Below are 4,422 nucleotides of genomic sequence, written 5' to 3'. Positions count from 1 at the left end.
GGGCGCGGTCAGAGCTCGGCCGGCGCCGAGCCCTTGAGGACCTTCAGGGGCACGGCCTGGGCCATCGCGCGGAAGCCGTTGTCGCTCGGGTGCAGATGGTCGCCCGAGTCGTACGCGGTGCGCAGCCGCTCGGGGTGCGCGGGGTTGCGCAGCGCTGCGTCGAAGTCCACGACGGCGTCGAACACGCCGCCCTTGCGGATCTGCTCGTTCACGGCCTGGCGGACGGCCTCCATGCGCGGGGTGTAGCCCCGGTGGCCGCCGAACGGGGTGAGGGTGGTGCCCACGGCGCGCAGCCCCCGGGTGTGCGCCTGCTTCACCAGTTCGCGCAGCCCGGTCACGATCCGGCGGGGGTCCCGCTGGCGGGGCGGCTTGATGATGTCGTTCAGGCCCATCTCGATGAAGACGGTCTTCACGCCCGTCCGGGACAGCACGTCGCGGTTCATCCGGGACAGCGCGCTGGGGCCGTTGTTGGGCGAGAACTTGCTGCCGTCGACCAGGACGCGGTTTCCGCTGATGCCGCTGTTGAGCACGCTGTAGCGGGGCGCTCCGCGCTCGGTGCGCAGCCGCTCGGCCAGGAAGTCCGTCCAGCGCCGGTTGGCGCCGGGGCTGGAGGTGATGCCGTCGGTGATCGAGTCACCCAGCACGGCGACGGCGCCCTGGGTGTCGGCGCTCCAGACGTCCACGGCGGTCAGATAGCGCCAGTACTGGCTCTGCTGGGTGAACGCGGCGCCCGACAGCTCCTCCGCCTTGTCGCCCGCGGCCACATAGCCCGTCTGGCGCGCGTACGGGTGGTACGTCACGGGCCCGGACGGCGTGGGGGAGTACGTGGTGACCAGCAGGTCGGCGGCGCTGGGCACGTTGAGGCGCACCGGGTCGCTGGTGGCCGCGCCGCCCGGCGGGATGGTCACCGACGACTTGTTGCCGAAGGTGAGGCGGCGCATACTGCCCGCCGCCGCGGTCGGGTTGCTGGGCGCGGCGGCGAGGGCGACGGTGGCGTGCGTGACGGTCAGCGGACGGTTGCCGAAGAGGTTGGAGAGCCGGACCCGAGCGCCGGTGCCGCCGACCGAGGTGTGCACCACGTTCCGTATGGACATGTCCGCGAAGCCGTCCCGGGTGTTCGGCTCCGCCGCGGCCATCGCGGCGGCCCAGGAGCCCACCCAGTTGCCCGCGGACGCCGGCGCTGCGGAGTTCCGCGGCTGCGGGGCGCCCTGGTCCATGCCGTCGTCGCCGCCGCCGAGGCCGATGAATATCGCGGTGGAGACGAGGACCACGATTGCCGCGAGTCCGGCGAGCAGGGCATAACCCGCGTTCCTGGTCATGCGCGAAATATCTCCTCGGGCTGGCGGAGCCCGAGGCTCCGGGTGGTCGGCAGTGTCATGATCCCACGATTGGCGCACGGCCTCCGCCGGGGGCCGTGGCGCTGGGGGGACGGCGGTCGCGGCGGGGCTGCGCGGAGCGCCGCTCCGTCGAGGCCGTCATCCGAACACACAGACGCGGAAAACCCGCCGTCCGTTCCCTTCGCAGGCGGGAGAGGGAGAATATGCGTGGGATGCCCGGGGCGAGGATGGCGTGGAGCGGATGGAACGGACGAATGAGGGTGAGCTGTTTGGTCCCGATGATGCCCACAGGAGGGAGCTGACAAGCGGGGGCGAGGGGGCACAGCGGCGGCCCGGGAGCGCGCCGGCGGGCCCCTCGGCGGCGGACGGGAGCAGCGGGACGGGCGCTCCGGGTGCTCCGGGCGGAACCGGCGGTCCGGGTGGAACCGGCGCTCCGGGTGGAACCGGCGGTCCGGGGGAGCCGGAGGAGCCGGGACCCTCCGGGGGAGCCGGGAGGTTCGGCGGTCCCGGGGTGTTCACCGCGGCCGACGAGGAGCGGCGGCGCGGCGTACGCCGTATGAAGGCCATCGCGACCGGCGCGCTGCTGCTGATGGCCGCGGTCTTCGCCCTCACCACCTGGGCCGAGCACGCGGGGGCCGGCGGCTGGACGGGATATGTGGCGGCGGCGGCCGAGGCCGGCATGGTGGGCGCGCTGGCCGACTGGTTCGCGGTGACCGCCCTCTTCCGCCGCCCCATGGGGCTGCCGATCCCGCACACCGCGATCATCCCCACCAAGAAGGACCAGCTCGGGCAGAGCCTCGGCGAGTTCGTGGGGGAGAACTTCCTCTCCGAGGACGTCGTACGCGCCCGGCTGCGCGCGGTCGGCATCGGCAGCAGGCTGGGCGGCTGGCTCGCGGAGCCCGCGCACGCCGACCGGGTGACGGAGGAGCTGGCGACGGCGCTGCGCGGCGCCCTCACCGTGCTGCGGGACTCCGACGTCCAGGTGGTGGTGAGCGAGGCGATCACGCGCCGGGCGCATGCGCAGGAGGTCGCGCCGGGGCTCGGCCGGATGCTGGAGAAGGTCGTCGGGGACGGCGGCCACCGCCGCCTCGTCGATCTGGTGTGTGAGCGGGCGGCGCACTGGCTGGATGTCCACCGGGACTCGGTGATGGACGCGGTGGCGGGGGGCGCGCCCGGCTGGACGCCGCGCTTCGTGGACCGGAAGGTCGGCGATCGGGTCTACCGCGAGCTGATGCGCTTCGTGACGGAGATGCGGGACATGCCGGACCACCCGGCGCGGGGCGCCGTGGACCGCTTCCTGTCCGACTTCGCCCGGGATCTGCAGTCGGACCCGGAGACCCGGGCCCGGGTGGAGCGGCTCAAGAACGAGATCCTGGACCGGAGCGAGGTGCAGGACGTGATCGCCTCCGCGTGGGGCGCGGTCCGCTCCATGCTCGTCGCCGCGGCCGAGGACGAGCGCAGCGAGCTGCGAGTACGGGCCCGGACGGCGCTGCTGTCGCTGGGCATGCGGATGGCGGCGGACGGGCGGCTGCAGGGCAAGGTCGACGGCTGGGTCGAGGGCGCCGCGGTGTACCTGGTGACGACGTACCGCGACGAGATCACCTCGCTGATCTCGGAGACCGTGGCCGGGTGGGACGCCGAGCACACCTCGAAGAAGATCGAGGCGCATATCGGGCGGGATCTCCAGTTCATCCGGATCAACGGCACGGTCGTGGGTTCGCTGGCGGGGCTGGCGATCTTCACGGCAGCCCGGCTGCTGGGCGCGTGAGCTGCGCGGGAACCCGTTGTCAGTGGCCCGCGTTAGCGTAGTGGACAGGTGGAAGCGGCAGGCTTCCACCGCCGGGGGCCGCAGGTCCCGGGAGCCCGGGGAGGGGGGGCACATGGTCGCGCGCACGCTGAGTGCCTGGCGGATGCACGCCGCCGCGCCGCTGCTGCTCCTCGCCGGTTTCCTCGTCGCCCAGAGCGGGCTGGGGACGGTGCTCGGCGCCGTCGCGGCCACCGCCGCCGTCGCGGTGCTCTGCGCCGTGCTGCTGTCCGCCGGCGCGGCGCCGCACCTCGCCCCGAGCCGCATACGCACGGCGATCCGCGACCGTGAGCGGCGCACCGCCTTTCTGCCGCAGCGGGATCCGGACGCCGCGGGCCGCCCGCGCCCCCGCGCGCCAGGCCGTCTGATACGGACGGCCACGTAGGGCCTGTCCGGCGGATCGTGCTGGGAAGGGTGCCGCCTCCGCCGTGCGCGGCGGAGTGTGCACAAGCCACCGGACGCGCCTGAGGCACCGGCGGAGTGCACGTGTCACCCGCGTCACCCGCGGCACCAACCGCGTCCCGCACGTCGCCCGCATCGTCCAGGAGAGTGTGCCCAGGGGCACCCCGGCGCCGGCCGGGGAGGATCCCGCGTTCCCGGCACGGGGAGGCCCGCGCCGCCGCGTTCCCTTGGGCACCGTCCGAGACCGTCCGGGCACCGCCGCGCTGAGCCCGCGTGGCTCGTCACGCCGATCGACATTCCACCGGCACGACGAGACCCGCGGAGGGCTCCCCATGTCCGTCTTCACGTCCCTGGTCGCATCGCTCTCCGATGCGCTCACCCCCCTCTTCGGCGGCGCCGCCACCGCCGCCGCCATCGTGGCCTTCACGATGGGCGTCCGGCTCGCGCTCCATCCGCTGGCCCGCGCCGCCGCGCGGGGTGAGCGGGTGCGGGCCCGGCTGGCGCCGCGCGCGGCCGAGCTGCAGCGCCGGCACGGCCGGAATCCGGAGCGGCTGCGGCGCGAGATGCGGGAGCTCTACGCGCGGGAGGGGGCGTCGCCCGCGGCGGGCTGCCTGCCGGGGCTGCTCCAACTGCCGGTGTTCTTCGCGATGTACCACGTCTTCACCACGGACGACGCGCTGCTGGAGCACACGCTGCTCGGCGCTCCGCTCGGCGGACGGTGGGCGCAGGCGCTGGGCGAGGGCGGACTGCTCGGGGCGCCGGGGCTGGTGCACCTGGCGCTGCTCGCGCTGACCGCGGCGGTCGCGACCTGGACCTGGCGGCGGGGACGCAGGTCGGCGCTCTCCGGCGCCGTCGCGGGTCCGGGTGCGGGTGCGGGTC

The 4,422-nt window shown here is 74.5% G+C and carries 4 protein-coding genes; 3 read left to right on the top strand and 1 reads right to left on the bottom strand.

What is annotated here, in order from left to right:
- Nucleotides 1-8: 8 nt before the first annotated feature.
- Complete coding sequence (locus tag G5C65_RS32015; RefSeq protein WP_165302549.1) at nt 9-1,319, bottom strand: SGNH/GDSL hydrolase family protein; 1,311 nt, start codon at nt 1,317-1,319, stop codon at nt 9-11.
- A gap of 259 nt (nt 1,320-1,578) precedes the next feature.
- On the opposite strand from G5C65_RS32015, the gene G5C65_RS32010 reads away from it, so the two are divergent.
- From G5C65_RS32010 to G5C65_RS32000, 3 genes are all read left to right on the top strand, one after another.
- Entirely contained in the window at nt 1,579-3,105 is a 1,527-nt protein-coding gene (locus G5C65_RS32010; protein ID WP_165302548.1) for a DUF445 domain-containing protein, read from the top strand.
- A gap of 112 nt (nt 3,106-3,217) precedes the next feature.
- A complete protein-coding gene (locus tag G5C65_RS32005; RefSeq protein ID WP_165302547.1) occupies nt 3,218-3,526 on the top strand; it encodes a DUF6412 domain-containing protein in 309 nt (102 codons plus the stop codon).
- A 349-nt stretch (nt 3,527-3,875) separates the two neighbouring features.
- The coding region (locus G5C65_RS32000) for a YidC/Oxa1 family membrane protein insertase (protein WP_165302546.1) at nt 3,876-4,422 on the top strand (547 nt) is incomplete at its 3' end.

The organism is Streptomyces boncukensis (assembly GCF_011045075.1).
GTDB classification, from domain to species: domain Bacteria; phylum Actinomycetota; class Actinomycetes; order Streptomycetales; family Streptomycetaceae; genus Streptomyces; species Streptomyces boncukensis.
Note: the sequence above shows the minus strand (reverse complement) of the source record. Positions and strands in the feature narration are given on the sequence as shown.

What these genes read in the sequence shown, in the direction of transcription:
- G5C65_RS32010 (WP_165302548.1), top strand. Translation starts at nt 1,579, where the DNA reads ATGGAACGGACGAATGAGGGTGAGCTGTTTGGTCCCGATGATGCCCAC.
- G5C65_RS32005 (WP_165302547.1), top strand. Translation starts at nt 3,218, where the DNA reads ATGGTCGCGCGCACGCTGAGTGCCTGGCGGATGCACGCCGCCGCGCCG.
- G5C65_RS32015 (WP_165302549.1), bottom strand. Translation starts at nt 1,319, where the DNA reads ATGACCAGGAACGCGGGTTATGCCCTGCTCGCCGGACTCGCGGCAATC.